At 59.7% G+C, this 24,457-nt stretch carries 23 protein-coding genes, 2 tRNA genes and 1 pseudogene; 13 read left to right on the top strand and 13 right to left on the bottom strand.

The genetic code is table 11. The features are described 5' to 3' along the window. Window positions 1–4: 4 nt before the first annotated feature. From QP990_RS10920 to QP990_RS10910, 3 genes are read right to left on the bottom strand one after another with little or no spacing between them, the layout of a single operon-like run. A complete protein-coding gene (locus tag QP990_RS10920; protein WP_284799226.1) occupies window positions 5–1,138 on the bottom strand; it encodes a bifunctional RNase H/acid phosphatase in 1,134 nt (377 codons plus the stop codon). After that, entirely contained in the window at window positions 1,138–1,854 is a 717-nt protein-coding gene (locus tag QP990_RS10915) for a zinc ribbon domain-containing protein (protein ID WP_284799225.1), read from the bottom strand. The genes QP990_RS10920 and QP990_RS10915 overlap by 1 nt, the downstream gene beginning before the upstream one ends. Beyond that, a complete protein-coding gene (locus tag QP990_RS10910) occupies window positions 1,855–2,994 on the bottom strand; it encodes a Nif3-like dinuclear metal center hexameric protein (RefSeq protein WP_284799223.1) in 1,140 nt (379 codons plus the stop codon). Window positions 2,995–3,089: 95 nt separating this feature from the next. Here QP990_RS10910 and QP990_RS10905 point away from each other — a divergent pair, with 95 nt between their 5' ends. Both QP990_RS10905 and QP990_RS10900 read left to right on the top strand, forming a co-directional pair. Continuing rightward, complete coding sequence (locus tag QP990_RS10905; protein WP_259825084.1) at window positions 3,090–3,581, top strand: low molecular weight protein-tyrosine-phosphatase; 492 nt, start codon at window positions 3,090–3,092, stop codon at window positions 3,579–3,581. Window positions 3,582–3,591: 10 nt separating this feature from the next. Continuing rightward, complete coding sequence (locus tag QP990_RS10900) at window positions 3,592–4,596, top strand: SURF1 family protein (RefSeq protein ID WP_284799222.1); 1,005 nt, start codon at window positions 3,592–3,594, stop codon at window positions 4,594–4,596. 218 nt (window positions 4,597–4,814) lie between these two features. Here the strand turns inward: QP990_RS10900 and QP990_RS10895 are convergent. Next, a tRNA-Val gene (locus QP990_RS10895) sits at window positions 4,815–4,887 on the bottom strand. 68 nt (window positions 4,888–4,955) lie between these two features. Further along, window positions 4,956–5,354 (bottom strand): DUF3052 domain-containing protein, encoded by a 399-nt coding sequence (locus QP990_RS10890; RefSeq protein ID WP_023021130.1) that lies wholly within the window; start codon window positions 5,352–5,354, stop codon window positions 4,956–4,958. Between the two features lie 337 nt (window positions 5,355–5,691). On the opposite strand from QP990_RS10890, the gene aceE reads away from it, so the two are divergent. Further along, the gene (gene aceE, locus QP990_RS10885; protein ID WP_023021129.1) at window positions 5,692–8,439 is read left to right on the top strand and encodes a pyruvate dehydrogenase (acetyl-transferring), homodimeric type; all 2,748 of its coding nucleotides are present in this window, start codon (window positions 5,692–5,694) and stop codon (window positions 8,437–8,439) included. A gap of 115 nt (window positions 8,440–8,554) precedes the next feature. Here the strand turns inward: aceE and QP990_RS10880 are convergent, their stop codons facing one another. Next, window positions 8,555–9,553, bottom strand: a complete 999-nt coding sequence (locus tag QP990_RS10880; RefSeq protein WP_023021128.1) for an alpha/beta fold hydrolase — start codon at window positions 9,551–9,553, stop codon at window positions 8,555–8,557. Between the two features lie 27 nt (window positions 9,554–9,580). On the opposite strand from QP990_RS10880, the gene QP990_RS10875 reads away from it, so the two are divergent. Beyond that, entirely contained in the window at window positions 9,581–9,874 is a 294-nt protein-coding gene (locus tag QP990_RS10875; RefSeq protein WP_239204490.1) for an acyl carrier protein, read from the top strand. Beyond that, window positions 9,871–10,656: an HAD-IIA family hydrolase gene (locus QP990_RS10870; RefSeq protein WP_023021126.1), complete on the top strand. Its 786-nt coding sequence runs from the start codon at window positions 9,871–9,873 to the stop codon at window positions 10,654–10,656. Before QP990_RS10875 ends, QP990_RS10870 begins: the two co-directional genes overlap by 4 nt. A gap of 82 nt (window positions 10,657–10,738) precedes the next feature. Here QP990_RS10870 and QP990_RS10865 read toward each other — a convergent pair whose 3' ends face one another. Together QP990_RS10865 and QP990_RS10860 are read right to left on the bottom strand one after the other, a co-directional pair. Beyond that, complete coding sequence (locus QP990_RS10865; protein ID WP_051138330.1) at window positions 10,739–11,149, bottom strand: hypothetical protein; 411 nt, start codon at window positions 11,147–11,149, stop codon at window positions 10,739–10,741. Window positions 11,150–11,649: 500 nt separating this feature from the next. Then, a complete protein-coding gene (locus tag QP990_RS10860) occupies window positions 11,650–12,444 on the bottom strand; it encodes a serine hydrolase (protein ID WP_200288828.1) in 795 nt (264 codons plus the stop codon). 156 nt (window positions 12,445–12,600) lie between these two features. On the opposite strand from QP990_RS10860, the gene QP990_RS10855 reads away from it, so the two are divergent. Beyond that, window positions 12,601–14,292, top strand: a complete 1,692-nt coding sequence (locus QP990_RS10855; protein WP_284799215.1) for an alkaline phosphatase — start codon at window positions 12,601–12,603, stop codon at window positions 14,290–14,292. Between the two features lie 146 nt (window positions 14,293–14,438). Here QP990_RS10855 and QP990_RS10850 read toward each other — a convergent pair whose 3' ends face one another. Together QP990_RS10850 and QP990_RS10845 are read right to left on the bottom strand one after the other, a co-directional pair. Continuing rightward, a complete protein-coding gene (locus tag QP990_RS10850; protein ID WP_248099845.1) occupies window positions 14,439–15,527 on the bottom strand; it encodes an alkene reductase in 1,089 nt (362 codons plus the stop codon). A gap of 143 nt (window positions 15,528–15,670) precedes the next feature. Beyond that, entirely contained in the window at window positions 15,671–17,278 is a 1,608-nt protein-coding gene (locus QP990_RS10845) for a mechanosensitive ion channel domain-containing protein (RefSeq protein ID WP_284799210.1), read from the bottom strand. A gap of 147 nt (window positions 17,279–17,425) precedes the next feature. Here QP990_RS10845 and QP990_RS10840 point away from each other — a divergent pair, with 147 nt between their 5' ends. Beyond that, on the top strand, window positions 17,426–17,947 hold the full coding sequence (locus tag QP990_RS10840) for a hypothetical protein (RefSeq protein WP_284799207.1): 522 nt from the start codon (window positions 17,426–17,428) through the stop codon (window positions 17,945–17,947). 24 nt (window positions 17,948–17,971) lie between these two features. Here QP990_RS10840 and QP990_RS10835 read toward each other — a convergent pair whose 3' ends face one another. Then, window positions 17,972–19,027, bottom strand: coding sequence for a trimeric intracellular cation channel family protein (locus QP990_RS10835; RefSeq protein ID WP_284799204.1), 1,056 nt, complete (start codon window positions 19,025–19,027; stop codon window positions 17,972–17,974). A 106-nt stretch (window positions 19,028–19,133) separates the two neighbouring features. After that, a tRNA-Ile gene (locus tag QP990_RS10830) sits at window positions 19,134–19,207 on the bottom strand. 132 nt (window positions 19,208–19,339) lie between these two features. Here QP990_RS10830 and QP990_RS10825 point away from each other — a divergent pair. The 3 genes and pseudogenes from QP990_RS10825 to QP990_RS10815 all read left to right on the top strand — a co-directional run bounded on the left by QP990_RS10825 (window position 19,340) and on the right by QP990_RS10815 (window position 21,556). After that, window positions 19,340–20,245 (top strand): DUF5067 domain-containing protein, encoded by a 906-nt coding sequence (locus tag QP990_RS10825; RefSeq protein ID WP_284799201.1) that lies wholly within the window; start codon window positions 19,340–19,342, stop codon window positions 20,243–20,245. A 116-nt stretch (window positions 20,246–20,361) separates the two neighbouring features. Further along, a pseudogene (locus QP990_RS10820) lies at window positions 20,362–20,907 on the top strand (PTS transporter subunit IIC); the annotation flags it as partial. Window positions 20,908–20,944: 37 nt separating this feature from the next. Continuing rightward, on the top strand, window positions 20,945–21,556 hold the full coding sequence (locus QP990_RS10815) for a hypothetical protein (RefSeq protein ID WP_284799198.1): 612 nt from the start codon (window positions 20,945–20,947) through the stop codon (window positions 21,554–21,556). 7 nt (window positions 21,557–21,563) lie between these two features. Here QP990_RS10815 and QP990_RS10810 read toward each other — a convergent pair whose 3' ends face one another. Beyond that, window positions 21,564–22,046, bottom strand: a complete 483-nt coding sequence (locus QP990_RS10810; protein WP_284799196.1) for a MarR family winged helix-turn-helix transcriptional regulator — start codon at window positions 22,044–22,046, stop codon at window positions 21,564–21,566. Window positions 22,047–22,146: 100 nt separating this feature from the next. Between QP990_RS10810 and QP990_RS10805 the strand changes: the two genes are divergently transcribed. The 3 genes from QP990_RS10805 (at window position 22,147) to QP990_RS10795 (ending at window position 24,378) form a co-directional block, all read left to right on the top strand. Next, a complete protein-coding gene (locus QP990_RS10805; protein WP_284799193.1) occupies window positions 22,147–22,566 on the top strand; it encodes an organic hydroperoxide resistance protein in 420 nt (139 codons plus the stop codon). Between the two features lie 54 nt (window positions 22,567–22,620). Continuing rightward, window positions 22,621–23,040: an organic hydroperoxide resistance protein gene (locus QP990_RS10800; RefSeq protein ID WP_049358550.1), complete on the top strand. Its 420-nt coding sequence runs from the start codon at window positions 22,621–22,623 to the stop codon at window positions 23,038–23,040. Window positions 23,041–23,185: 145 nt separating this feature from the next. Further along, window positions 23,186–24,378, top strand: a protein-coding gene (locus QP990_RS10795; protein WP_396127285.1) for an IS3 family transposase whose coding sequence is annotated in 2 segments (ribosomal slippage) — window positions 23,186–23,468 and window positions 23,468–24,378 — 1,194 coding nt in all. Because the reading frame shifts where the segments join, the coding sequence is not laid out codon by codon here. The last annotated feature ends 79 nt before the right edge of the window (window positions 24,379–24,457 follow it).

Here is a 24,457-nt window from a genome sequence, read left to right as displayed (position 1 = left end):
TATTCTAGCGCAGGCCTGCCAGGTGGCCCACATCGTTAAATCCGTGCACCATAGAGCCGCCTTCCCAGAATTCCACCTGGGAAATGGCAGCCAGGTCTAAAAAGAGATGACCAAAGGTAGCCGGCCCAGCATCAAGCGCCTGGCGGATAAAGGACTTAATCGGATTGACGTGGCTTACTACCAGCACGGTTTTGCCCGCAAAGCGCTCTTGTAGCTCCTTGCGGGTAGTGCGCACGCGGCGGTTGACTGCCTGCAGCGATTCGCCGCCCGGACAGGCGACGCTCGCGTCATGCAGCCATTGCTCGTGCAGTTCCGGATCGCGCTGGTGGGCCTCGGCCGCAGTCTTGCCTTCCCATGCGCCGAAGTCCACCTCGATGAGTCCTTCCACGGTCTCTACCTCGATATCGCGGCCATTGGCCACGGCCGCCGCTGTCTCTTGGCAGCGGCGCAGGGGCGAGCAGACAATGGCGTCAAAATCGGCGTCGGCAAGCGCTTGGGCGGCGGCCAGCGCCTGCTTTTGCCCGAGCTGCGTAAGCCCCGGGTTGGCGCGCCCGGAGTACTGCTTAGCGGCCGACATGTCCGTCTGCCCGTGGCGCAGCAGGATAAAGCGGGTGGTAGGTCCGCGGTCCCCAAGCCAATCGGTGGGATGCGGCGCGGTGGTGTCGCGTTCCGTAGCCTGTGCCGGTTCGGCAGTATCTTCCTCCTCGACAACGATGCCTTCAGGATGTCCGGCGGCCGCGGCGTCCATGGCGTCATTGGATAGGGCGTCTGCCACCTTATTCTTGGCGCGCGGCACCCAGTTCAAGCTGAAGGAAGAAAAGCCGTTGATGTAGCCACGGGCGTGCAGGGCCAGCTTCTGCATGTCCGGGTGCTTGATCTTCCAGCGGCCGTTGATTTGCTCCACCACCAGCTTGGAGTCCATGTAGAACTCCACTTCGGTAGCGCCCATCTCGGTGGCGGCTTCCAGGCCGCGCAATAAGCCGTTGTACTCAGCGACGTTATTGGTGGACTTGGTACCTACTACGTAGACGATTTCGCGCAGGATGCGCTGCCCGCTGCCGTCATAAATAACGGTGCCGGAACCGGCCACTCCGGGGTTACCGCGGGAGCCGCCATCGGCGTAGATAATGACCTTCATTAGACCAAACGCACCAGGTAGGAGCCGCAATCGCCGCACTGCGGCAACTCATCGGCCGGGGCATTGCGCACCGCGTTTTGCTCCGCCGGCGGCAGGACAATGAAGCAGCCGCCACAAGCGCGGTTGGCCTTGAACTGGGCGGCGCCCACGCCGTTTTCCTCGCGCTGGGTATCGTACTCGCTCAGTACCCCGGCAGGCAGCTGTTGGCGCAGCTCGCCGATGCGCACGGACGGATCTTCCTGGTTGGCGGCCGCCTCCTGTGCCGCCTCGGCCGCGCGACGCAGCTTTTCCAGCTTGCGCTCGGAATCAGAAACGCGCGCACCGTGTACGTCCAGGTTAGAACGCAGTGCGTGCACCTCATTATGGGCCTCTTGCAGCTCGCTCATGAGGTCTGCAATGCGGGACTTGGCGGCGTAGAGATCGTGCTCGAGGTCCTTGCGCGTTTCTGGATCCACGGCAGCGCCTAGCTGGCGCTTATCATCGCGCTCGCGCTGGCGCAGCTTGCGCTCATCGGCCTGGATGCGCAGGATTTCGGTCTCCATGTCATCGACGGCCATCTGCGCGGAGCCGGATGCATCCAGTAGGCGCTTGTGTTCTTCTTTAGCCTTGTCATACTCGGCTTGTTCCGGGATTTCCTTCTTCGCGCCATGGCCCTGCGAGCGTTCCAGGTTGGCCAGCTCCAGCAGTACCGGCTGTAGTTCTTGCGATAGTTTCACTTATGACTCCTTTGGGTGCGCAGAGATAGTCCACGGGTCGGTGCGCAGGCTGATAATTTCCGTATCCAGTTCTAAAGCATTCTCTACGATATCGCGCGCCTGGGCCGTCCACGGAAATTCGCTGGCCCAGTGGGCGGTATCGATGACGGCCGGCCCGCCGGCGCGCAAGTGCTCATCCACCGGGTGGTGGCGCAGATCCGACGTGACATACACGTCTACGCCTAGCTTCGCGGCCGCGGAGAGGAAGGAATCTCCCGAGCCGGAAGAAACCGCTACGGTACGCACCTTTTGTTCCGGATCCCCGGCGGCGCGGATACCCCAGGCGGTCTCGGGGAGGGCATTGGCCACCTGCTGGGTAAACTCGCGCAGGGTCATCTCCTGTGGCAGTTCTCCCACGCGTCCGAGGCCGAGCGCCTTATCCAGGTCTTGGTGGCCAGCGGTTTCCGTAATGTCATAGGCCGGTACTTCATAAGGGTGCGCGGCGTGCAAAGCCTGCAGCAAGGCGGAGCGAAGCGCGGCCGGCGCGACAAACTCGACGCGGATTTCCTCGCCGCGGTGCAGGGCGCCAATTTCACCCTCCGCCGGGTCTGCTCCTTCTTCCGGCTGGAATTGGCCCGTGCCCGCAATATCGAAGGAGCAGTGGGAGTAGGCACCGATGTGGCCCGCGCCGGCGTCGAAAAGCGCCTGCTTTACCTCCTCGGCCGCGGCAACCGGCACGTGCACGCCCCACTTATCCACGCCCTGGGGCTCCGGCACGATGGGCCGGCCGGGGTTGATTCCTACCAGCTCCGCGAGCTTGTCGTTGACGCCCGGCCGCGCCTTATCCGCGTTGGTGTGGGCCGCAAAGAGGGCAACGCCACTGCTCAGCAGCGTGTGTATGACCTTGCCCTTGGGCGTATCGGCCGCCACGGACTCCACCCCGCGCAAGAGCAATGGATGGTGGACCACGAGCATATCCGCGCCGAGTTCTACCGCCCGCTCCGCTACCGCCTGGGTGCAGTCCAAGGCAAAAGCCACGCGCTTGACCTCCGCGGTCGGATCACCGCAGATAAGCCCCACGGCGTCCCACTTTTCCGCCAAGTGCGGCGGGTAGGCCTCATCGAGTACGCGGCGGACATCGCCCACGCTCACAGCGGACATGGAGGTACTCCTTTATGCTCGTTTCATGGAATAGTTACTACTGCTATATCCTATCTTCCGCACCACAGTACTATTCGCGCGAAGGGGTTTTCCGCATGACCGAATCCGCTGCCCGCTCCGGCCTCTACCTCGTCTTTGTTTGCACCGGAAATATCTGCCGCTCCCCCATGGCAGAAATCATCGTGCGCGATGAGATGGAAAAGGACATGCTTGACCTTGTCGCCACCGTGGACTCCTGCGGCCTCGGCGGCTGGCATGTGGGCCAAGGAGCCGACCCGCGCGCCATTGCCGAACTGCGCCGCGGCGGCCACGATGGCGGTTCCCACCGTGCGGCCAAGCTGGGGGCCGAGCACATGGATGCTGATCTCTTCATCGCCATGGACAAAGGCCACCGCGACGCCCTTATTGAGCGAGGCATCGACCCGGACAAGATCCGCTTGATGCGCAGCTTCGATCCCAACTCCCCGGAAGACGCGGACGTGGCAGACCCTTACTATGGTTCCGCCGCCGATTTCGAGACCACCCGCAACAATATCGAGGCCGCCGTGCCTGGCCTGCTGGATTGGATTCGCGCTCACCACGACTAAACTAGGCCCCATGCTAAAGACGTTCCTTAAGCCGGGTTGGGTTCTACTGCTGCTGTTCGTCGTGGCCTTTTCTTACCTCGCTTTTACCGTCCTCGCCCCGTGGCAGCTGGGCAAGGACGATGACATTGTGGAACGCAACGAGCTCATCACTCACGCCTATGAGGCTGACCCCCAGCCGGTAGAAGACCTCGTGGATGACCACGGTGCTATCAAAAACGATGAGTGGTCCCGCGCGACCCTGCACGGCCGCTACCTGCCAAAGGATGAGGTGCTACTGCGCCTGCGCCCGGCCGAGTCTGGCCCGTCTTACCAGTCCTTGGTCCCCTTCCGTACCGATTCCGGGCTGACCATCTTGGTTAACCGCGGCTGGGTCAAGGCCGGCGAGGCCAACGCTGTACCGGATATTCCCGCCGCTCCTTCGGGCGAAACCACTATTACCGGCATGATCCGCGCCGACGAAGCCCAGCACCAGTCCGCCCCCATTAAGCAGGAGGGCTACCAGCAGGTCTATTCCATCCATACGGAGCAGATTGCCTCGCTTATCGACGCCCCCTTAGCCCAGGACTACATCCAGCTTTCCGCGGACCAGCCCGGCGTGCTCAACCCCATGCCCATCCCGCAGCTCGACCGCGGCAACCACCTCTCCTATGGCTACCAATGGATTGCCTTTGGCATCATGGCCCCGCTGGGTTTGGGCTATTTCGTGTGGTCCGAAATCCGTGAGCGCCGCCGCCTGCGCGACGAGGAAGAGGCCCTCGCCGCCCTCGACGCCGATGCTTCCACCCCCTCCGAGCCTGGCTCTAGTGACGCCTCCGCCGCGGACCACACGCCCGCAGAACCAACGGCCGGCGCTGACTCCGCACCCAGCGAGCACGAAGCCGCGAACGACGATTCCACGGCCGTTCCCGCCGCGTCCTCCTCGCATGCCGCCAGCCGCCGCAATCGCTCCCGCTACGGCGACTCCAAACCAGATCACTACGCCAAACTAAACCAGCGCCGCCGCGAGCGCTACTAAGCCGACAACCCGCAGCCGTGGCTGAAGTGCCTGAGTACTTAGCCGAAGCCTAAGAAGCAGCCACGCTAATAGGGCTACTTCCCCAACTGCCATGCACAACGTGGCCGAAAGTTGGCCCACAGGCGCCTTAAGCCTTGAGTCCCTCCCGGGCTAGCCCGTGCCCATGCATACGGAAAAGACCGCCTCCCGGAAATCAATCCGAGAGGCGGTCTGTGTTGTGCGGCCTGAGGGGATCGAACCCCCGACCTATTGGGTGTAAACCAATTGCTCTTCCAGCTGAGCTAAAGCCGCATGCGCTCTTGCGCTGTTAGAAACAGTAGCGCAGGTTGCTAGAGCAACACAAATCAGCAGGTAAAGCCCTACTTCTTGGTGTATCCGCGCTGCACCAAGCAAGAGCCTTGCCACTCGCCTAGGCGCTCTGCCTTGGTCTGCACCAAGCCGGCCAGCTGAGCGGACTCAGAGATGAGCCCTGGCTCTACGGTGCCAGGCTTTCCGGCACCCGGGGTAAGCAGCCAGACCGCACCGTTATCGGCCAGCGGACGGCTCGCGTCAACGAGTCCATCCACAAGGTCGCCATCCTCGTCGCGCCACCAAAGAAGGACTACATCGCACAGCTCGTCATTTTCTTCTTCCAAGAAATCATCGCCGAGCACGGCTTCGATCGATTCAGAGATCGCGGTATCGCAATCCTCGTCCCAACCAAGCTCTAGGGCGATTTGCCCTTCCTTGATTCCGAGCTTGACTGCAGCGTCAGCCACTATGCATTTCCTTCCTAATTTGGTGAATGTCCGGTCCGCGCATCCCCCGCATCCTGCGGGTAAATCGCGGCTTAATAGAAGTATTTTAACGCCCACCGGCCCCTTTTACCCGCCTAAGGGGCGCAATTCCCCCATTTTGCAGGCCCTCCCACCACTTCGCCCAGTTCCGCAGAGTTTGCAAACTACCCTCTTTTACCCCAATAAACCCGGTAAAGATACTGGTTATGACGATGTAACGTACCGCACGTCCCCTTAAGTCGGGCTTCACAACCATTGTGGATCTGTGAGCGCGTATCCTAGTAAGCAAACTGTGCAGACCCTTATACAGGAGGTTTAAATGGCCGAGAAGGACGCCACCAAGGGCGACTCCAACTTCCCGCTCATCCGCGACGGCGTTGCATCGTATCTTCACGATAATGATCCAGAAGAGACCCGCGAGTGGATGGATTCCCTCGATGGTCTGCTGGAGCACTCCGATCCGGAGCGCGCACGCTACCTGATGCTGCGCCTACTCGAGCGCGCTACCGCTAAGCGCGTTGAACTGCCTTCGTTGACGTCCACGGACTTCGTCAACACCATCCCAACCTCCATGGAGCCAGAGTTTCCTGGTGACGAGGAACTGGAAAAGCGCTACCGCCGCTGGATCCGCTGGAATGCGGCCATCATGGTGCACCGTGCACAGCGCCCAGGAATTGGCGTAGGTGGCCACATCTCGACCTACGCGGGTGCTGCCCCGCTCTATGAGGTGGGCTTGAACCACTTCTTCAAGGGCAAGGATGATCCTTCGGGCGGCGACCAAGTCTTTTTCCAAGGCCATGCCTCACCGGGCATGTACGCACGTGCTTTCATGGAAGGCCGCCTGACTGAAAAGGACCTTGATAGCTTCCGCCAGGAGGTATCCCGTGGCGAGGGCGAGGGGCTGCCGTCCTACCCGCACCCACGCCTGATGCCATGGTTCTGGGAATTCCCCACCGTGTCCATGGGCTTGGGCCCGATTAACGCTATCTACCAGGCACGCTTTAATAAGTACCTGGAGACTCGCGGCATCAAGGACACCTCCAAGCAGCACGTGTGGGCATTCTTGGGCGATGGCGAGATGGATGAGCCAGAATCTCGCGGCCTGCTGCAGATCGCTTCCCTCTACGAGCTGGATAACCTCACCTTCGTGGTCAACTGCAACCTGCAGCGCCTCGATGGCCCGGTGCGCGGCAACACCCAGATCATCCAGGAGCTAGAATCCTTCTTCCGCGGTGCCGGCTGGGAGGTCATCAAGGTCATTTGGGGTCGTGGCTGGGATAAGCTGCTGGAAAAGGACACCGAAGGTGCCTTGGTCAACGTCATGAACACCACCTCTGACGGTGACTACCAGACCTTCAAGGCCAACGATGGCGCCTATGTGCGCGAGCACTTCTTCGGCCGCGATGAGCGCACGGCCAAGCTGGTAGAAGACATGTCCGATGATGAGATTTGGGCACTGCGCCGCGGCGGCCACGATTACCGCAAGGTCTACGCCGCCTATGCTCGCGCGCTGGAGAACAAGGGCACCGGCAAGCCAACCGTCATCCTCGCGCACACCATTAAGGGTTACGGCTTGGGCCACAACTTCGAGGGCCGCAACGCTACCCACCAGATGAAGAAGCTGACCCTGGATGACCTGAAGCGCTTCCGCGATAAGCAGGAAATTCCTTTCTCCGATGCGGAGCTGGAAAAGGATCCGTACCTGCCACCGTACTACCACCCAGGCAAGGACTCCCCGGAGATCAAGTACATGCTGGAGCGCCGCAAAGAGCTGGGCGGCTTCCTGCCGGAGCGCCGCGAGGACTTCACCCCTCTCGAGGCACCGGCGTTGGACAAGCTGCGCTCCGTACGCAAGGGCTCTGGCAAGCAGGAAGTAGCCACCACCATGGCCTTGGTACGCACCTTCAAGGAAATTATGCGCAACAAGGAGCTAGGCAAGCGCGTCGTGCCGATCATTCCGGACGAGGCACGCACCTTTGGTATGGACTCCTGGTTCCCGACTATGAAGATCTGGAACCCGCGTGGCCAGAACTACGTGCCGGTTGACCATGACCTCATGCTCTCCTACCGCGAAGCTACTGACGGCCAGATCATGCACGAGGGTATTTCTGAGGCCGGCGCCGCTGCCTCCTTTACCGCTGCGGCAACGTCCTACGCTACCCAGGGCGAGGCCATGATTCCGCTCTACATCTTCTACTCGATGTTCGGCTTCCAGCGCACCGGCGATGCCTTCTGGGCAGCCGGCGACCAGATGGGCCGCGGCTTCATCATTGGCGCAACCGCCGGCCGCACCACCCTGACCGGTGAGGGCCTGCAGCACATGGACGGCCACTCCCCTGTCTTGGCTGCGACCAACCCGGCCGTGGTTTCTTATGACCCGGCCTTCGGCTACGAGGTTGCCCACTTGGTTTCCCGCGGTATTGAGCGCATGTATGGCAAGGACAACGAGGCCATCATGTACTACCTCACCGTCTACAACGAGCCGGTACACCAGCCGGCCGAGCCGGAGGATTTGGACGTGGAGGGCCTGCACAAGGGCATCTACCACTTCAATACCGCAGAGAGCGGCTCCATTGCTGCCAATATCCTGGCTTCCGGTGTAGGCGTGCACGAGGCGCTGCGCGCACAGCAGATGCTTGCCGACGACTTCGATGTCAAGGCCTCCATCTTCTCCGTCACCTCCTGGAACGAGCTGGCCCGCGACGGCGCCCGCCGTAACAAGGAAGCCCTGCGAAAGGGCGAGGAGCCGAGCGAGGCTTTTGCTACCTCCCAGCTCAAGGGCTACGAGGGTCCGTTCGTTGGTGTCTCTGACTTCACCACCGAGCTGCAGGAGCAAATCCGCCCGTATGTCCCAGGCACCTACATCACCTTGGGCGCGGACGGCTTCGGCTTCTCCGATACGCGCGAGGGCGCTCGCCGCTACTTCAATATCGACGCCGAGTCCATCGTCGTCGCAGTGCTCGATGGCTTGGCTCGCGAGGGCAAGATTGAGCGCTCCGTTGTGGAGAAGGCAGCCAAGGATCTCAAGCTGGATGATCCGACCGTGACCACCCACATCGAAGACTAATCCCCGCTTTGGTGCTGGCTAGGCCCGCGCCACGCGCTACAAGAAAGGCGCCGCCGGCTTCCCCGCCGCGGCGCCTTTTGCGTACCCAGCAAACGGGCTTATGCATCCGGCCCGTCTATATCGCATCAAGGACGCGGCCAAGGGCCGCGGAGATAGCCTCGGGGTCTTCGAGGATCACCATGTGTCCGGAGCCTTCCACCGTCTGCAGGTTCGCGGCGGGCCAATGCTTACAGAGCACCTCGGATTGTGAACGCGGGGTGACAATATCGGCGGTTCCGACTACCACCTCGCCCTTGAGCTTCGCCAGCCGTGGGGCGGCGCCGTACTCGGCGTGTTCCAAAAGGTCGTCGAAGAAGCCGGAGTAGGAGGCCAAGGGGGTATCGAGAAGCATGGCAACGTGAAATTGCAGCTTCTCCATTTGTGGAAAGCCGGCCAAGGTCGCAGCAAAAAGTGGCGCAATGAACCGGGCGGCCTCAAAGCGCGCGCTATCGACGCGACCAGGCAGGCGCAGACAGAGGCGGTAGAGCGCATGCAGAGATTTCGACTGCAGAATCTGCGCTACGCCCTTTGCTGCAAAGCGGCGCATCGAAGTTGAAATTAGCAGCGCGCCCTTGATGCGCTCATAAACCTCGGCTGGAGCACGGCGGATGAGGTTTAAGGCAACCATGCCGCCCAGGGAATGGCCGACGATGACCAGGTTGCCACGGGGAGCGCGCTCTCGAATGACGGCGAGGACGTCGTCAGCCGCCGTATCAACGGTGCACTCCTCTGGGGCGACCGTGGAGGACTGGCCGTGCCCGCGCAAATCCACCAAGAGTGCACGCGCATTGCGACCGCGGAGATAATTGGCCTGGTCATAATAGGCTTCCGCGGATAAGCAATAGCCGTGAATGAAGACCACGGTTACTGGCGCGTCTTCGCGCCCCACCTCGTACCAGGCAATATCTAGGCCATCGTGTTCCACAGTGCCGGAAGCGCTGACCTGGGTAAGGCCCGGCTCGGTGGAGGGATCATGCAATCCGCCATAGAGTTTTTCTAGCTCGGCGCGGTGCGAGGGGCGCAGGCGCTTGAGCCAACTACGCGCCACAACGGAAGAACGTTTTCTCAATGCCATAACGGGATCAATACTAGACTGGTGGGCATGGCAAACGACCTCAGCGCTCAATTACAGGCAAAGTTCAACGCGAGCGCGCCGGAAAAGGAGCCGGAGCGCGATACGCTCGGCCAGCTCCTCGCGCTCATAAACAAGGTCACCGGTACCGAGGAAGATCTGAGCCGGGATACGCGGCTGAAGGATATTGGCGTCGAATCGCTAGATCTAGTGGAGCTGACCGTGCGCGCGGAAGAGACCTTCCAGGTGCGTTTTTCTGAGGAAACGATGCTCAACTGCGAAACCATCGGCGATATTGCCGAGTATGTGGAGGACCACCAATGATTTCTTATCTATCCGATATGGACGGCGTACTCATCAAAGAAGGCGAGATGATCCCTGGCGCCGATAAATTTATCCAAGCGCTCAAGGATAATGACATCGAGTACATGGTGCTGACCAATAACTCCATGTCTACTCCACGGGATCTTTCTGCCCGCCTGCGCAATACCGGCTTGGATATTCCTGCCGAGCGCATCTGGACCTCCGCCACCGCCACCGCGAATTTTCTTTCCAGCCAGGTAAGCTCCAGCAAGGCCTATGTAGTGGGTGAATCCGGCCTTACCACCGCCATGCACGAGGCTGGGTGGATCCTTACCAACGATGACCCTGATTTTGTGGTGCTTGGTGAGACCCGCACCTATTCTTTTGAGGCCATCACGAACGCGATTAACCTCATCCGCAATGGTGCTCGTTTTATCGCCACCAACCCAGATGTCACCGGCCCTGCCCCAGAAGGAGTATTGCCGGCCACCGGTGCCGTGGCTGCACTGATTACCGCCGCCACCAACCGCGAGCCTTATTACGTGGGCAAGCCCAACCCAGTCATGATGCGCTCGGCGCTCAATCATATTGGTGCCCACTCGGAGCACACGGTGATGATTGGTGACCGCATGGATACAGACGTTAAGGCCGGTCTCGAGGCCGGCATGCGCACAGTTTTGGTGCGCTCCGGCATCTCCGATGACCGAGAGATTTCTCGCTACCCCTACCGCCCTTCTGCCGTGCTGAAATCAGTGGCCGAGCTGCCGGACAAAATCTTTGATCCCTTCGCCGAGGAGGAATAGGCCGCCCTCAACCGGCCCTACTAATGGCAAAAGGAAAAGGGAGGGCGGACCAGCAGCTGTTGGTCCACCCTCCCTGTGCTTTCTACGGCAGGCGCACGGCAGCAGTAAAGCCGTGGCGCTGCGCAAGGTAGCGCACGACGCAGTCCAGCGCATCTAGCTCTTCGCGGGTGCCGGTCAGCACCTGGTGGCAGCCAATACCGCTGTCTGAGTGGGCACAGGCTTTGCCGCCTCGAGCAAGCGCCGCGACAGAAAGCCCATCCCGGAACCAGCGAGTGCACCACTGAGCGGTCAGTGGGTCATCGCCCGGAATGATAAATTCCGACTCGGTACGGATGCACCGATCCATGGCGCGTTCAATCTCCGAGCGCAGCGAGCGCGGCATCCCGGAAATCTTGAGCACACCGGTAACCACGGTGGCACCACCGTTGACGGAGGGCCACGCGGAGGTGGAGGCCGGCTGTTCAACCGGCGCAGGGTTAACGCACGTATTCATAGCCGATTCTCCCTCGACATAGATCACCACCGCACGAGGCCTGCCGGCCCGGCGCGATGCAAGACGAGCTTCGTCTTCCCCAACGAACTGTCTGATGCGTCTGCACACAATTTTCCTGCGTCACACCTCCCCCTACAACCCTCAACTTTCACTTCAACCCCCGTTTGCTAAACCTCAACCCCAGGTACAGACTGGGACTAAAGTTGCAGGTGAAACCAGTGTTATTAATGTGAAACTTGGCCTTTTCTGTGAACTCCCTAGGCTTGTTCTATATTCTCCACCAGACGGCCTGCTCATGGGCGCGAAAACCCTATTTGACTTACCTCCAACAGCGGCTAGTTACAGGCACGCCGCGATCCCAAGTTTTATGGCCCCTACCGCACAAAAATCCTCGATTTTCCCACCCTGCGGGGGAGCCTTCCACCGTGCCGCTTCCCCGATAAAAGGTTATAGACACGCGCTAGCGCACTGGAGGCGCTAGCTCCGCCGAGCCCGGGCGCCTACAAGGCGTTCCAGATGGAGGTATTCGTATCGTGCCAGAGTGGCTTGCACCATTCGCCAAAGTCACGGTCCGTGAGCGCCACCATGGCATACTCGCCGGCCACCCAGAGGTAGGTGCCGGACATGCCAAAGTGACCGACGGCGTCGGCAGGCAGGGCGCCCATCCAGTGTTCTTTGTCGCCGTGGATTTCAAAACCAAGGCCCCAGGTACAATCTTTAAAACTGCCGTAGCCCGGGACAATGCCGCGCAGGCCACCAAAATGGACGCGGCGCATATCGGCCACGGTGGATGGGTGCAGCAGCTGCGGATCCTGGACTTCCGCAGCAAAGGCCGCCAAATCTTTCACCGTGGAGACCAAGCCGTGACCGGCCGAACCTTCGAGACGAGTGGAATCCATGCCCAACGGGGTAAGTACACCCTCGCGTAGGTACTCGGCAAAGTCCATGCCCGTGGCATCGGCCACGGTATCTGCGGCCCACTCATAACCGGCCGAGGAATAGATGCGGCGTTCGCCTACCGGCTTCTGCGGCTCTCGGGAGTCAAAGGAAATGCCAGAGGCGTGTGCAAGCAGGTGTTCCAGGGTCGAGCCCTCCGGACCGGCCGGCTGCCCCAATTCCACCGCGCCTTCTTCCACGGCAAGCATCACGCCATAGGCCGCAACCAGCTTGGTCACCGATGCCACTGGAAACTCGCGGGCGGTATCTCCTACCGTTTCTATGACCTCGCCGCGGTGCAGCAAAGCACCGGCCACCGTATCCGCGGGCCATTGGCTGATCTGGCTAAATTCACTCATGCCCTCCAGCCTACTGAGCCAAGCCCGCCCAAGGCCCGCACTCTAGGGCCGGGCGAGGGGCAAGGAAGTTAACCGCCAGTTAAGACAAAAAGAACTCTTTATGTAATTGGCCTAGGATCGCTTGCACAGGCGGCAAACATGACGAAGCTTTAAATCATGCCTAGTAATTCTCAGAATCAGTCCGCTTCTGCCCGCGGAAACGTCAATCGCCGCCGCTTCCTGCAAACCACCGGCACCGCCGGCGCCGCCATCGCTTTGTCCACCGCCGCCGCCAACTCTGCCAATGCCCAAAGCAGCCTCTCCCCGCGCGTGGAGCAGCACATGGTAGAGCCCCAACTGGGCGAGCGCCCCTTCCTCCACGGCGTTGCCTCGGGCGATCCTATTCCGGATTCGGTCATTTTGTGGACCCGCGTAACCCCGGATGCCGATGCCATGCCGGGATCCGGCCTGGGCGAGGCCACCCGGGTGGAGTGGGAAATTGCCAAGGATGAGGGGTTCGGGGACGTCGTCAAGCAGGGCGAAGTGACCACCGACGCCAACCAGGACCACACCGTGCACGTGGATCCGCACGGCCTAGAGCCGGAGACCGTGTACTTTTACCGCTTTAAGGCGCAGGATAAGTACTCGCCCATTGGCCGTACCAAGACCGCCCCGGCGCTGAGCGCCTCCCCAGAAGAGCTCACCTTCGGTGTGGCTAGCTGTGCAAACTGGGAGTCCGGCTTCTTTAACGCCTATGGCGATATTGCCCAGCGCGGCCGCGCCAACCAGCTGGATTATATGATCTTCTTGGGCGACTATATCTACGAATACCCGCAGCGCGAGTACGCCGGTAATGGCCCGGTGCGCCTGCACCACCCTGCGCACGAGATTATCTCGTTAGAGGATTACCGGATTCGCTTCGGCCGCTACCGCACCGATGAAAACCTGCAAGCCGCACACGGGGCACTGCCGTGGGTTGTGGTGTGGGATGACCACGAGGTGGCCAACGATAACTGGCGCGAGGGCGCCGAAAACCACACCGAGGGCAAGGAGGGCGCCTTCCTCGACCGCCGCAAGGCCGCAATGCAGGCCTACTTCGAGTGGATGCCGGTGCGCGCAACCAATCCTTCCGAGCAGGGCCACCTCTACCGCAGCCTGACTTTTGGTGACCTGGTGGAACTAACCATGATGGACCTGCGCACCTACCGCGATGAGCAGGTGCGCTTTGGCCCGCACAAGATGGCCGCAGAAGGCCGCACGATGCTCGGATCCGAGCAATATAATTGGCTGCTCAATAAGATTGAGACCTCTTCTGCGAAGTGGAATATGCTGGGCAATTCCGTCATGTTCTCCCCCATGAACCTGGCTACCCTGCAAAAGGATGACAAGACCAAGCCGGTTTCTTCCTCGCTGTCTTCCAATATCACCGGCATTCCGGTCAATGGCGACCAGTGGGATGGCTACTCTGCAGAGCGCCGCCTGCTTATCGACGCCCTTTCCAAGCACGATGCCCACACCCTCTTTGTCACCGGCGATATCCATTCCGAGTGGGCGCATAATATCAGCAAGGATGGCTGCATCTTTGGCGCCGAGCTGGTCTGCGCCTCCGTTTCTGCACCCAATGTCAACGAGCAGCTCAAGCTGCCGGAAGGCAACGAGCTTTCCAAGCTTGCCGAGCGTTACCTGCTAGGTGCCAACCCGCACACCCGCCACGTGGACTTGGACCACCACGGCTATAGCTTTGTAACCGTGCGCCCGGATTCCGCAGAAATGCACTGGCTGCGTGTGGATAACCTGCTGTCCGCTAAGTCCCCGGTGCGCGAGGCTGTGACCATGACCTGGCGCCCAGGCAAGGGCTATACCAAGTAGTTGTAAGTTCTGTCACATGACAGGCACTTGGTGTTAACGAACGGGTAGTACACCTTCGATAGGAATAGTGAAAGACCCTCTCTGGGGAATTTCACTACCTATCACTCTGATGCCTCTCGGCCCCCCTTTATGCCGCGGATTTTTCCCTAGTCCGCGGCATATTCATAATCAATGTAGCCACGCTCGCCGCCCAGGTAGAACGTATCCTGGTCCGGCTCGTTGAGCTCCAAGCCCTCACGCCAGCGGCGCACTAGGTCCGGGTTGGCGATGAGCTGGCGGCCCACCACTGCGGCATCCACGTAGTCCAGCTCGATTTCACGTTGCGCATCTTCCTTGGAAGTCACCGTGGGGAAGCCATCATTCATCAGCACCTTGGTCACGCCATTTGCGCGGGCCTTTTGCGCCAGCGTGGCGATAAGCTCGCTTTCCGGCTCGCCGTGTAGCAGCGACACATAAGCCAGGTTCAGCGGCGCCAGGGCATCGAGCAGTCCGCCGTAGGTGGCCAGCATGTCGTCCTGGTCATCCTCGATAACACCCTGCACATTGTGCGCCGGCGAGAACCGCACACCGACGCGGTCGGCACCGATTTCCTCCGCCACGGCGCGGATGACCATCTCCGGCAGGCGCCAGCGATTTTCCGGGCTGCCGCCGAATTCATCCTCGCGCTTATTGGACGAGGCCGCCATAAACTCGTGCAGCAGGTAGCCATTCGCGCCGTGGATTTCCACGCCGTCAACGCCGGCATCGATAGCCCGGCGCGCACCCTGGCGGAATTCCTCCACGATGCGCGGCAGCTCTTCCTTCTTCAGCTCCCGCGGGACCGGCGCATCCATTTTGCCGGAAAAGCCACGCACGGTTCCGCCCCAATCGAAGGAGCTCGGGGCCTCTGGATCTGCACCGTCAATCAGATCTGGGTGGCTGGTGCGGCCACCATGCATGATCTGCATGAACAAGGTGCCGCCGGCCTCGTGAACGCGGTCTGCTACCGCACGCCAGCCTTCTGCCTGCTCCTCGGTGGCAATGCCTGCCTGGCCTGGGAATGCGCGGTTGGTCCACGCCGGGAAGGTGCCCTCCGTGACAACCAGCCCGGCCGTGGCACGCTGCGAGTAGTACTTCTGGTGCAGCTCGGTAGGCACACCGCTTTCGCCTGCGCGCTGGCGGGTCAGCGCCGCCATGGTCACGCGATTATCTATCGTGTATCGGCCAAGTTCCAGAGGTTCAAATAGTGAAGTCATGCTAGGTGCAACGCGCAGCTAGCTCGCACTATTTCCCCTTTGCCACACAAAATCATTTCTGCACGTCAAGAGCTACGACATGAGCGATCATGCCGGCTTTGCCAACCACAATAGGAAGCAATGGTCGAAATGGAGGGCACATCCTACTGACGAGGCTCTGCCGGAATCTCTGTGCCTGCGCTACCGGCCGTTCCGGAAGCTTGGGCGCCGTCGCCGGCGTCACCTCCCGCAGTGGGCACAGTGCCGGCGCCGGTCCCGGAATCTGTCCCCGCGTTGTCTGCGCCATTGGGGGCACTCGGGGCCGGGGAGGCATTACCAGTAGCGCCTGTTCCCTGCCTGCCGCCGGCAGGCGTATCAGTCGTGCCAGCGTCATTAGTACCCTGTGGGTAGTCGGTCTCCGTAGGAGCGGCACTATCTTCCGTTGGTTCGGACTGTGTACCGGTCTCGGTGGTTTCAGGGGTGGGTTGGTTTGAGGGGGCGTCGGAAAGCTGCGAGGAAGAGGTTTCCTTGCCGCTATCGCGCCAGTGCTCTGGCGAGAGCCAGCCCGCGTCCGCGTTTTCGGGATTGCTCGAGGCCAAGGCCAAGGCACCGACGACAAGCAGCGCGAGGACAAGGCCCGTGGTGGAGGCGCGGACTCGGCCGCCGAATGTGGCGATCTTTTGGAACTTGCTATTGGTCTCCAAGCCACGCCAGATGCCCTGGGAGGGCTCTGGTTCTTGATCGTCCGCATCAGGCAGCGCGGGTTTTCCGGGGCCGTCACTAGCCGGGCCATCCACCTCAGCGTCCGCGGTGGCGGCACCGCGCTCCACCTTCGTCTCAGGGTGGTGGCCCTCCCCTGCGGTGGAAGCATCCTTTACGGATTCTTGAGCCGCGGTATTTCCCTGCGGTGGGGTCAGCGGGCGCTGCAGTTCATCGAGATCGGCCACATTGTAGTGATCCCAGAATTCCGAGAGCAGCGCCGAGCGAATGGCGCGTTCCACCGCCCATTGGCGGGCCGGGTTAACGGTGACCAGTACGCGGTAGGTCACGTGCCACGATTGGCCGGCGGCCTGCGGGGCAACCAGCTGCGTGGCCGGCAGCACCTCCAGCTCACCGTTGACATCCACGGCGATGGATGGCTCTTGGATAGCCTGCTCAGAAATGGTGCGCACCCGGCGGGTAATCTCTGGCAAGGTCTCGCCTTCTTGCACGGGCACGTCGAAGTTGACCACGGCACGCGACCATTCCTGGGAATAGTTCGTTACCGCGCCGGCAGAACTATTGGGCACGGTGACCAGCTCGCCTGTGGGGGTGCGCACCTTGGTGGTGCGCAAAGTCAGCATCACCACGGTGCCTTCCACATCGGTCACGCCATCGAAGCTGACGTAATCGCCTACACCGAATTGCTTTTCCGAAAGGATGAAAAAGCCGGAGAGGAAATCCGCAATGATGGACTGGGCGCCAAAACCCACGGCGGCCGAAACTATCGTCGCCGGCACCGCCGCGCCTACCGCAGGCACGCCAATATTGGTCAGCGCGGCCCAAATGATCAGGAAGTACGCGATGGCCTGCACGATGTATACCAGCGCACCGGTCAGCGCTAGACGCGCCTTGGTGGATTCTTCATCTTCATCGAGGCGGCGCTCTATGATGCGGATCGCCAGCCTACCAACGCGCGGTATCAAAATACCGATCAGCAGCAGCGCGATAAGCGGTAAGCCGTGGTCCACGAAGATGCTCCACAGCTCGTAGAAGTAATACTTCAGGTTCATGCCTCTACCGTAGGCCGCGGAGCTGAAAACTGGATGCCAGTTCACTGCCAGCCACCATGCAAACACTCCCCCTCGCACAGCCTCTATCCCCCGTATGCCCTGCACAGACTCCGGCACCCGCCGCCTTGTTTGGCTACTGTGTGGGGCATGAAGAAATCATTCCTTATTCCCTTCTTTTCCCTAGCCCTTTTTGTCACCGGTTGCGGCGGCAGCGACGAAACCGCCACCACCATTTCCACGGTGAAAGAAACCGTTACGGAAACGGCCTCTGAAACGAGCTCTACAGAATCCAGCACCGAGGAAACGTCCACAGAAAAAACGACCACGGAAGTAGCAACTACAGAGGCCGTGCAGCACGCCGAACCACAAACAGAAAATCAGGAAGCCGTGCAACCGCCTACCGAAAACCGGCAGCAGGAAAACACCGCGCAGTACCAATGCGCGGACGGCACCTGGGTGGAGTTTGCCGCGTTGTGCAAGGAATCAAACGCTCAACCGCCAGTACAAGCGCCCAATGGGCCGAGTGCGGAGTGTCCGGCCTACCTGTGCGGCTATGGCAACGATGCCAACGGCAACCGGAATAAGAGCTCCGGAGAAATCCAGACCCAATATGGCTGCGAGCAAGGCTATATCACGGACCCGCAGGTTTGCGGCGCGGTTGGGCGCTAAGCCGCCGCGCTAAAGAACCGCGGGCTAGTCGCGGGAGTCATAGCGCTTCATGAGGCGATCAATGAGTTCATCCGTAAGCTTGTCATCTTCCAGAATGGCATCAAGGAGGCGTTGGGATTCCTCGTGGGAGGCCTGTTCCTCCTCGGTGTAGGAATCACCGGTGAGGTCCACGCCGAAGTCCGTATCATCGCCTTCTGCTACCACTGCGCTGAGCTGATCCACATCGGATTCGAAGGACTCCAGAAATTCGCTGGCCTCTGCGGCGGCTTCTACGCGCCGCTTACCAGAGCGCACTTCCTTTTCAATGCGGCGCTGCAGCGCTGCCTCCATCTGGCGGTGGCGCCAAGAACGTAGGCGGTGCGGCTCGAGGCGGCGGCCGACGGCACGGCTTTTATTCTCGGCCTTTTTCGCAAGGACCTTCACCTGTGCGGCGGTGTCATTAATAGGTGCCCAGTCTTGGTAGGCCGGCACGCGCCACCCCGCCCAAATGCCCAGCAGCGCCAAGAAGATGGAGACCAAAGGTCCAATGATCATGCCCACGGCCATCATGTCGAAATGGTGGCCAACCAGCACAATAATCGCACAAGCCACGGCCGGAATAACTGTTGGCTGGTTATCACCAAATACGCTCGGCTCGCGCCCCATCACGATGTCACGAATCATCGAACCACCCGTGGCGGTAAACACGCCCATCATGATGCAGGGAATAAGCGGCAGGCCGTAGGTAATAGCCTTCACCGCGCCGGTGGCGGCCCACAGGCCGGAAACGACGGCGTCGCCATGCGCTTGCAGATAATCCCAGGTCTTGCCTTTGAAGTACACAAAGCGAGCAATCAGCGCGCCGGTAAAAGCCAAGTAGAGGTATTCCGGCTGGCTCATTGCCGCGACGGTGCCGCGGTTAATGAGCACGTCGCGCACCATGCCGCCGCCTAGCGACGAGAACATCGCAATGAAGAAAAAGCCGATGATATCGTAGCCACGCTTGCGCGCCATAGTGCCACCGATGATTCCCATCAGCAGCACACCACTGATATCGGACCAGCGGTAGAGAGATTCAATGAGCGGATCTACTTCAACCATATAGTTATTAGACTTCACCGCCCGCCCTTGCGCAATCAGCACACCCATATGCGCAGATAAGCGCAAGAAGGCGCCAGCACTGCTTGCCGACGCCTCCCTATCACCGTGGGGCCAGCGGGGCTCGAACCCGCGACCAACGGATTATGAGTCCGTAGCTCTAACCGACTGAGCTATAGCCCCACGCAGATTGCACGCCCACTTGGGCGACTCTCTGCCCTGAAAAGATTAGTCAAAGAGCGGCCAAAGACCAATTTGCCCCCTTCGCTATTGAGTATTTGTACGCTTCCTACCCCCTGCGGGTAGAAGTTAATTATGCGCAAACTACTCTCTTCTCTCATTCTCGTCTCTGCTCTCACGCTTACCTCCTGCTCGGATAGCGGTAGTGACAGCTCAAAGACGAGCGACTCCAGTAATTCCGCGTCCGATGCACAGGCCGATGCGAAGTCCGTAATTGGAACGTGGAAGCAAGAGGACAGCGCTTCTGAAGATGGCTGGATGGAGGCCAGCATCACCGATGACGTCATCACCATCGAATGGGTCATGGACAACGGCGAAAATCGCATGATCTACTGGATTGGCACTTTTGACGCTCAAGCCGCCGCATCCGGCGAGACCGTTACTTCAAACCGCGATACCGTTGCCACCGCCTCTGAGTGGATGGCTGCTTCGTCCGACAAGAAAGATTTCTCTATCGATGACGACGCCTTAACTTTCAAGGTCGCGATTGAAGATAAGGAATTCACCACACACATGAAGAAAGTGAAGGATGATCCGACAACCATTAGAGAGCTAAAGAGCACGGATTTTGGCCAAACCTTTAAAAATGGAGTCCTGGATGTTCCAGCCGCCAAGTTCGAAATAACCGATCACCGTGTTATCAAGTCCGGTGAGCCTGGTAATGAAATAGGTGAAAAGCCACTTCTCGTCTTTAACTATGACGTAACCAATAAAACGGATGAAACTCTAACCACCACCGACTTTGTCGTGTACTTCACCGCCATCCAAGACAATGATCCGAATAAAGTAAACGAGCTCGACCTCGGTTCCTATATTGATCCTGAAACTGACGATACTCAGCTTGAGCAGATTAAAAAGGGAGGCACTGTCGCTGGAACCATAACCTACGAGCTCGATGATCTAACTACCCCTGTGGACCTTGTTGCAACTAAGTCCTTCAGCCAAGATGAAATCGGACGCCAAACTTTCGAGCTTGATTAACTGTCCACGCACAACGGGCGTATATCTCGCGCTCTAGCTAATGGAAAAAGCGAAGCCCGCCGAGATACAAAGCCTAAAGTGAAATCGAGCCTATTTCTCCCTACCACAGGCTGTACTTGACGGACCTTGCCGTCCTTTCCGCTTGGCTTAACCCAGCCTTTGGCGTGGCTTTGATTCTGCCTGGTTTGGTGCCGCACTTCTTCACCGGCGGTGCAGCAGGCGTTTATGGCAATGCCACCGGCGGCCGCCGTGGTGCCGCGCTCGGTGCTTTTGTCAACGGCCTCATCATTACTTTCCTGCCGGCGTTCCTCCTCGGTGTCCTTGGTTCCTTCGGCTCCGCGAATACCACTTTCGGCGACGCTGACTTTGGCTGGCTCGGCCTGCTGCTGGGCTGGTCCATTCACGCCGACGGTGCACTGGGGCTCGTCTTCATCGCCCTTATCGCACTGGCTATTTTGGCTTTGGGCTGGGTATGCCAGCGCACGCTTGTCGACGCCCACTGGGACCCCACTCCCCACCGCCCTTCCCTCACCAGCAACGCCGATGCCGCCGCAACCAGCGGTGCAGCCGGAGCACCCACTTCCGCCGGCACAGCCACAAAGTACCCGAAGGTTCTGCCACCCGAAGGTGCGCCAGTTCCACCCGCTCGTATAGACCATTAGCCGCGCGCCACACCCCGAAGGGCGCTACAGTATCCCTATGCAACGCCCTTCCATTCTCCCTCTCGCGTCCGTGCTCCTCGCTACCGGTCTTGTGCTAAGCGCCTGCGGCTCCGGTTCAGACTCCAACTCTGATTCCACCCCAGCAGAAGAGCCAGCCTTCTCCACTGCGCAAGATAGCAACTCCCCGGCTGGTGAAAATGCAGAAGAAACCAGCCCGGAGAAGGAAACGAAGCAACGTCGCACCGAAACGGTCACCAAAGAGGCAGCCCCAGAGCAGCCCACACCACCGGCCGACGGCAAACACAACATCCATGTAGGCCAGATTGGCGGCTACTGTGGCACATCATCGTCGGGCGACTCCATCGACGCCGGCGATGCGACCTCCTGCGAATTCGCCGCCGCGGTCTTTGATGCCGCGATGCAGGCCAGCTACACTCTGCGCTCCCCAGATCCCACGGTGACATCGGTATACCACGCGGATGTCTCCGCCAGCAGCCCGGCGACCAAGCAATCCTATGACCTTGACTGCCGCATGGGCAGCGACCAGCGAGTTCTCACGTGCGAAAAGCCCGGAGACAAAACAGTTCGCGCCTCATTCGAAACCGCCGACAAAAGCATATGGTCCAAGCGCGTGGCCACGACGAACTAAGCCCCCCCTACCTCACAAAGTCTTCTTCGGACGGCCACGGTAGCTCCACGTCGACGGGAGTAGCGGCGAGGATATCGAGAGACTCTTTAAATTCCACTAGGTTGAGGCCCAACTTCTCATAAGCCTCGGCCATTGCTTCGGGGATGCACTCGGCGCGGGAGCGCAGGGCGTCGCCGTCGGCGGTGAGGCTAGCGAGGGTGCGGCGCTCGTCGGCGGGATCACGGCGTCGCTCCACGTACCCCTGCTTTTCTAGGCGCTTAAGCAGCGGGGTAAGCGTGCCGCTATCCAAACCGAGGCGAGAATCAATGAATTTAAGTGGCACCGGTTCGTCGGCCTCCCACAGCACCAACATGACCAGGTATTGGGGGTAGGTCAGCCCCAGCTCATCGAGGAATGGCCGATAGGAACGCACTACCGCCCTACTCGCACGGTAAATCGAGAAGCACAGCTGACTATCGAGAGAAAGGTAATCAGTGGGCGCGTCATTCATAGCCAAAAGTATAGACGCCAAGAAAATATTGTCCGCAATTTAATTGTGTACAATCAAAAGTGAATATTAAAACCGGATTGTAAAATCCAAAGGAGCAATCATGGACGCCATGTACACCACCGAGGCGCTAGCCACCGGAGCAGGCCGCAACGGCCACGCCGCCGTCACGGGCTCCGACCTGGACTTTCACCTTGCTATCCCTAAGGAGATGGGCGGCAGCGGCGAAGGTGCCAACCCAGAGCAGCTTTTTGCCGCCGGCTACGCCGCTTGCTTCCACTCCGCCCTGCAGGCCGTGGCCCGCAACCAGAAGGTCGAGTTGGGTGACTCTGCGGTGGGTGCACGAGTGGGCATCGGAAAGCAGGGCGAAGGCTTCCAGCTCGCAGTGGACCTGGAGGTTTCCATCCCAGCTCAAGACAAGGCCACAGCCCAGCAGCTTGCCGACGCCGCCCACCAGGTCTGCCCCTACTCCAATGCCACCCGGGGCAATATTGAGGTCACCGTCAACGTCGTCGAGGACTAGAATTCTTGCGTACAATCGGCGGACGTACAAAGACCCGATAGAAAAGGAGTCATTATGGACGCCGTATACACCACCGAAGCACTGTCCACCGGAGCAGGCCGCGACGGCCGCGCCGTAGTCAAGGATTCCGATCTGGACTTCACCATGACCGCCCCAAAGGAAATGGGCGGCAGCGGTGAGGGCGCTAACCCGGAGCAGCTTTTCGCTGCCGGTTACGCCGCCTGCTACCACTCCGCACTCAAGGCAGTGGCCAAGGACAAGGGTGTTGACGTGGAGAATTCCTCCGTCGGCGCCCGCGTTAAGCTGGGCAAGAACGACGAGGGCTTCTTCCTCGGCGTTGACCTCGAGGTCACCATCCCAGGCGTTGAGGACGCCAAGGCACAGGAGCTTGCCGACGCCGCCCACCAGATGTGCCCTTATTCCAAGGCCACCCGCGGCAACATCGAAGTCAACGTCGGTGTTGCACAGGACTAATTTCTAGTCCTCTTCCCCAACCCACACGGCGCCATCATGCGCGCCGCGTGGGTATTTTTATACGTTGTGCTCCGAACCTGACCCCTGTTTGGTAGACACCTGATATCCAGCCCGGTTGGGTTGGGAAGAAAGGTAATCTACCACCATGCCTAGGTATTCCGAACAGTTCAAACGTGATGCTGTGGCCCTCTACGAAAACAATGAGGACCTCTCACTTCACACGGCTGCAGCAGAGCTAGGAATCAATCGCTCCTCACTTTATTCCTGGCTTAAGCAGTACGGCACTGGCAAACGTGCCCGCACGAAGACCATGCGCGACAAGGCCCAGGAGACGACTGCTTCTGAACGGATCCGCCAGCTAGAAAAAGAAGTCTCGAAGCTGCGCGAAGAACGCGACGTCCTACGCAAGGCCGCGAAATATTTTGCCGAAGAGACACGCTGGTAATCCGCTTCCAGTTTGTCTATGACCACCGAACCGAATACTCGGTTAAGCGGATGTGCCAGGTGTTAAAGCTCAATCGCTCCTCGTTCTACAAATGGGCCAACACTCACGAAGAACGCAGGTTAAAGATGTGTTCTGATGCTCTTATTGGTGCACGAATCAAGACCATCTTCGATGATGAGCTCGGGCTTTATGGTGCAAAACGCATTGCTGCAAACCTCAACGACGATACGGACTTTCCTCCGATCAATCACAAGAAGGTCGCACGCATCATGAAATCCATGAGGCTGAAAGGCTTTACTAAGCGGCGTCGGTGTATCACCATCAGGCGCAAGCCTGGACGTCGAGTCATGCAAGATCTAGTAGGCCGCAGATTCACAGCTGACAGGCCGAATCACGTTTACGTAGGCGATATCACCTACCTGCCGTGTAAGGGCGGCAAGAACATGTATTTGGCCACAGTTATTGACACTTACTCGCGGAAACTTGCAGGTTATGCGCTCGCAGATCACATGCGGGTATCGCTGGTTATCGAAGCTTTATCTCATGCCAGGAAAGTCCGCGGAAGCCTTAAAGGGGCAATTTTCCATTCTGATCATGGCAGTGTGTACACCTCACAGGCTGTTAGGGACCACTGCGCCCAGCTTGGCGTGCGCGAATCCATGGGAGCAGTGGGAACGAGTGCCGATAATGCCCTGGCAGAATCATTTAACACCACCTTAAAGCGTGAAGTCCTGCGTGATCGGAAAGTCTTTGACAATCCCATCGTCTGCCGCCAAGAAGTCTTCCGATGGTGCATGCGCTACAACACCCGCAGACGGCACTACTGGTGCAACCTTCTAGCTCCCGATGACTTCGAAGCGCTCACATCAGCTACACTGACCCAAGCAGCATAGCTAACCCCCGACGTGTCTACTTTCCGGGGGTCAGGCCCCATAGAAACCCCACCACATTAGAGACAGCATCTTATGAAAG

The sequence above is a fragment of the Corynebacterium sp. MSK071 genome (genome assembly GCF_030232125.1).
GTDB classification, from domain to species: Bacteria; Actinomycetota; Actinomycetes; order Mycobacteriales; family Mycobacteriaceae; genus Corynebacterium; species Corynebacterium kefirresidentii.
The sequence above is the reverse complement of the archived record's forward strand: the minus strand, read 5'-3'. Positions and strand labels throughout refer to the sequence as shown.

Bases quoted from the DNA above. Each gene is read 5' to 3' on its own strand.
- QP990_RS10920 (WP_284799226.1), bottom strand. From the start codon at position 1,138: ATGAAGGTCATTATCTACGCCGATGGCGGCTCCCGCGGTAACCCCGGA.
- QP990_RS10910 (WP_284799223.1), bottom strand. From the start codon at position 2,994: ATGTCCGCTGTGAGCGTGGGCGATGTCCGCCGCGTACTCGATGAGGCC.
- QP990_RS10905 (WP_259825084.1), top strand. From the start codon at position 3,090: ATGACCGAATCCGCTGCCCGCTCCGGCCTCTACCTCGTCTTTGTTTGC.
- QP990_RS10900 (WP_284799222.1), top strand. From the start codon at position 3,592: ATGCTAAAGACGTTCCTTAAGCCGGGTTGGGTTCTACTGCTGCTGTTC.
- aceE (WP_023021129.1), top strand. From the start codon at position 5,692: ATGGCCGAGAAGGACGCCACCAAGGGCGACTCCAACTTCCCGCTCATC.
- QP990_RS10880 (WP_023021128.1), bottom strand. From the start codon at position 9,553: ATGGCATTGAGAAAACGTTCTTCCGTTGTGGCGCGTAGTTGGCTCAAG.
- QP990_RS10875 (WP_239204490.1), top strand. From the start codon at position 9,581: ATGGCAAACGACCTCAGCGCTCAATTACAGGCAAAGTTCAACGCGAGC.
- QP990_RS10870 (WP_023021126.1), top strand. From the start codon at position 9,871: ATGATTTCTTATCTATCCGATATGGACGGCGTACTCATCAAAGAAGGC.
- QP990_RS10865 (WP_051138330.1), bottom strand. From the start codon at position 11,149: ATGAATACGTGCGTTAACCCTGCGCCGGTTGAACAGCCGGCCTCCACC.
- QP990_RS10860 (WP_200288828.1), bottom strand. From the start codon at position 12,444: ATGAGTGAATTTAGCCAGATCAGCCAATGGCCCGCGGATACGGTGGCC.
- QP990_RS10855 (WP_284799215.1), top strand. From the start codon at position 12,601: ATGCCTAGTAATTCTCAGAATCAGTCCGCTTCTGCCCGCGGAAACGTC.
- QP990_RS10850 (WP_248099845.1), bottom strand. From the start codon at position 15,527: ATGACTTCACTATTTGAACCTCTGGAACTTGGCCGATACACGATAGAT.
- QP990_RS10845 (WP_284799210.1), bottom strand. From the start codon at position 17,278: ATGAACCTGAAGTATTACTTCTACGAGCTGTGGAGCATCTTCGTGGAC.
- QP990_RS10840 (WP_284799207.1), top strand. From the start codon at position 17,426: ATGAAGAAATCATTCCTTATTCCCTTCTTTTCCCTAGCCCTTTTTGTC.
- QP990_RS10835 (WP_284799204.1), bottom strand. From the start codon at position 19,027: ATGGTTGAAGTAGATCCGCTCATTGAATCTCTCTACCGCTGGTCCGAT.
- QP990_RS10825 (WP_284799201.1), top strand. From the start codon at position 19,340: ATGCGCAAACTACTCTCTTCTCTCATTCTCGTCTCTGCTCTCACGCTT.
- QP990_RS10815 (WP_284799198.1), top strand. From the start codon at position 20,945: ATGCAACGCCCTTCCATTCTCCCTCTCGCGTCCGTGCTCCTCGCTACC.
- QP990_RS10810 (WP_284799196.1), bottom strand. From the start codon at position 22,046: ATGAATGACGCGCCCACTGATTACCTTTCTCTCGATAGTCAGCTGTGC.
- QP990_RS10805 (WP_284799193.1), top strand. From the start codon at position 22,147: ATGGACGCCATGTACACCACCGAGGCGCTAGCCACCGGAGCAGGCCGC.
- QP990_RS10800 (WP_049358550.1), top strand. From the start codon at position 22,621: ATGGACGCCGTATACACCACCGAAGCACTGTCCACCGGAGCAGGCCGC.